General features: G+C 68.4%; 2 protein-coding genes and 1 pseudogene. 2 read left to right on the top strand and 1 reads right to left on the bottom strand.

Annotated features, from left to right (window positions below; all coding sequences use genetic code 11):
- Window positions 1-134 (bottom strand): annotated as a pseudogene (locus tag VGH85_05355) (IS30 family transposase).
- A 1,382-nt stretch (window positions 135-1,516) separates the two neighbouring features.
- On the opposite strand from VGH85_05355, the gene VGH85_05350 reads away from it, so the two are divergent.
- Together VGH85_05350 and VGH85_05345 are read left to right on the top strand one after the other, a co-directional pair.
- Window positions 1,517-2,011, top strand: a complete 495-nt coding sequence (locus VGH85_05350; GenBank protein HEY2173222.1) for a CinA family protein — start codon at window positions 1,517-1,519, stop codon at window positions 2,009-2,011.
- Between the two features lie 192 nt (window positions 2,012-2,203).
- Window positions 2,204-2,581 carry a DUF2267 domain-containing protein gene (locus tag VGH85_05345; GenBank protein ID HEY2173221.1) on the top strand — a complete coding sequence of 126 codons (378 nt, stop codon included), beginning with the start codon at window positions 2,204-2,206 and terminating at the stop codon, window positions 2,579-2,581.
- Window positions 2,582-2,898 lie beyond the last annotated feature (317 nt).

Raw genomic sequence — 2,898 nt, 5'->3', positions numbered from 1 at the left:
GGCAGGTGAATCAGGCGCAGCAGCCCGGTGCGCCGCTCCACCAGGGTGCCGACCGCGGAGCGCCCGCCCCGACCGATGATCAGGTCGCCCTCCCAGTCGCCGAGCCGGCCACGGTCCTCGACCTCGGGTGGGCGTTGGTCGCTGGCGCGGCGAATGGTTTCCGTCGCACACAACACCGATGGCAATACGGTCAAGTCCACGAAGACTCACCAGCGACGCCGGGTCGCTCTCGATGACGTCGCTGTCGAGATGCTGACCGCCTTCAAGGAACAAAGAGTCGAGCTGTGCGCGAGCCTCGGGGCCGACCACAACGAGGAGGCCTTCGTCTTCGGCACCTCGCCAGACGGTTCGGTACCCCTACGACCCAGGACCGCGAGCCGGCGCTTCCGCCGGCTCGCAGAGCGCCTCAGGCGCAACCCGCCCTTGCGGCGCTCCAGTCCGCGAGACCGAGCCTCGACCTCTACGGGCAGAGGAAACCTCACTCTGGCAGGCGCGCGTCGACGGTCACACCGGATGGTCATACAGCGCGTGAGTGCGGTCAGCAAGCTCCGCGACGCGCTCAAGCAGTTCTCGCGGATGCGTGATATCAATCAGCGGGCCGAGAGAGAGCACATCGGATAGGACGTGTTCGAGCGAGTGCAATCTGACCGTCACCTCGACCCAGTTACGCGAATCCGCGACCGTATCCGCTTGCGGCCGAAGTGGTTGCAAACGTCCGAGCAGCCATGACCACCAGCAGTACGAACGAGTGATGGTTACATTCCCAAAGCTCAGGTTTAGCCGCAGGAGCGACGATACAAAGCGACATCGGCGTCCCAGCCGTTAAATTCCCACCGGAGGCCTTCGAATTCCAGCTCCTGCGGGACGTTGTCCGGCGCGAAGTCCAGAGAACCTTCGCTCGCGTCGACTCGCGGCGGCGGATCTATCAGTCGGTACTGCGTCGCCTGCGCAATCGCATCAGCGTATCGGTCCCGCGAGAGCCAGGCGTCGCGATGGAACTATGCGGGAGCTGCAGCTCGCGTCCGCCGGGCACCGTCTTTGCGCGTCATCGTCGGCCCGGTGGCGGTGGCGGTGGCGGTGGCGGTGGCGGTGGCGGTGGCGGTGGCTCCAGCTGACCGATGAGCCCCGAGGTCGCGACGGCCGCACCACCGTCTCCGGCGTCTCGTGCTCGTGGACCCACCTGGCCCTCGTCTTGCGCGGCTCGGCAGCCGCACCGCCGTCGAGCTCCCGGAACACGGCGACGCCACCCACCCCGCGGATGGGTGTCGAACCCGGGCCGCCAGCGCTCGAGGTAGGGCGTGAGAAGCAGACGGCCCCACATCGGGCCGGCGGACCCGAGCACCGCGCGTCGTCACGGCATCTCACGCGGAAACTCTCGCCGCCGCGACCGATGTCCTCGGGGCTCCTCGGACCCCTCCGCCGTGTCGACTCACCGTTTCCCGAGCCGCTTCGGGCGGTCACTCTTCAGGTCGGCGGCATCGCAGCCGCCGACTTGTCACAGGAACAGGAGGGACTGGTGGACCAGCCAGCGGACGTTGAACCCGCACAGCTCGCCCAGCAAATCTCGCAGGGGGCCGACCGTGGCGGCCACCGGGTCGCGGTCGTGGAGTCGCTCACCGGCGGGCTCGTGTCGAGCGATCTCGCCGCCTCACCCGGGTCCAGCACGTGGTTCCGCGGCGGCGTCGTGGCCTACGACCGGACCACCAAGCACGGTGTGCTGGGCGTTCCGGACGGCCCGGTGGTCGCGGAACCGGCGGTGCGCGCCATGGCCGAGCAGGCGGCTGCGATGTTCGGGGCGGACGTCGTCGTGGCCGTCAGTGGGGCCGGTGGGCCCGACCCGCAGGACGACCAGCCTCCGGGGACGGTGTGGTTCGCGGTCACCGATCGGGGGTCGACCCAGGCGTGGGAGCGCCGCTTCCCCGGCGATCCGCCCGACGTGCTGAAGGCGACCCGCATCGAGGCGCTGTCGGCGCTGTGCGAGCACGTCGCGGGAGTGACCAGCAGCGCGTGACCCGCCCACCTGATTCGGCGAGGACCGGACCGAACAGCACCCCATCCAAGCTCGACGCCGCTCGGCACGATTCGAACCGAACGGATCAGGGCATCCAGCGCGGCAGCTCAGATGTCTGTCCCGCCGCGGCGGGATCAGCCGTCGATGCTGTTCGACGATCCCGTCGGCAGCGGCCACGAAAGGAGTGACCGTATGCAGTACGGCGAGATCATCGACAAGGTGAACGACGACCTCGGTCTCGACGATCGAGACCGGGCGAGTTCCATTGTCGTGAACACGCTGGAGCTCATTGGCCAGCGTGTCGCAGGCAACGAGCCCGCTAACCTGGCCGCGCAGCTCCCCCGGGAGCTGCAGGAGCCGTTGACCCGGCATGCGGGGTCGGCGGAGACGTTCGACGTGGATGAGTTCCTGCGACGTCTGGCGCAGCTCGAAGGAGCCGGCGTGGGGCCCGACTCGGCCCGACGCCACGCTCAGACCGTGCTCGCCACGATCGGGACCTTCGTCTCGACCGGCGAGCTGGATGACGTTCGAGCTCAGCTCCCGGCCGGGTTCGCGCCGTTGTTCGCCTGAGCGCGATCGGGGATCGGGTGGTCGTCCGACCACTCGATCCCCCGAAGTCACGGCCCCGCGCGGTAGATCGACCGGCCCGGGGCCGCGATCGCAATGTTCTATCTATGGCAGTCAGTCGTAAACGGCGTGCACAGCTCGTGGCGGCTGTTCCGTCTGATCTAGGACCCGGACCTCGGCGTGGGCAACCCGGTAGTTCGAGCGTTATCCGGGGAGTCGAGCAGGTCGAGGTGCTCGAGTTCATCGGAGAGCAATGCGCTGAGCGCGACGATCCGCAGGGTCGTGGAATTTGCGCGTTGCCGGTGTTCGGCGAGCAAGTC

The organism is Mycobacteriales bacterium, assembly GCA_036497565.1.
In the GTDB taxonomy this organism is placed as follows: Bacteria; Actinomycetota; Actinomycetes; order Mycobacteriales; family QHCD01; genus DASXJE01.
Note: the sequence above shows the minus strand (reverse complement) of the source record. Positions and strands in the feature narration are given on the sequence as shown.

What these genes read in the sequence shown, in the direction of transcription:
- VGH85_05345 (HEY2173221.1), top strand. Translation starts at nt 2,204, where the DNA reads ATGCAGTACGGCGAGATCATCGACAAGGTGAACGACGACCTCGGTCTC.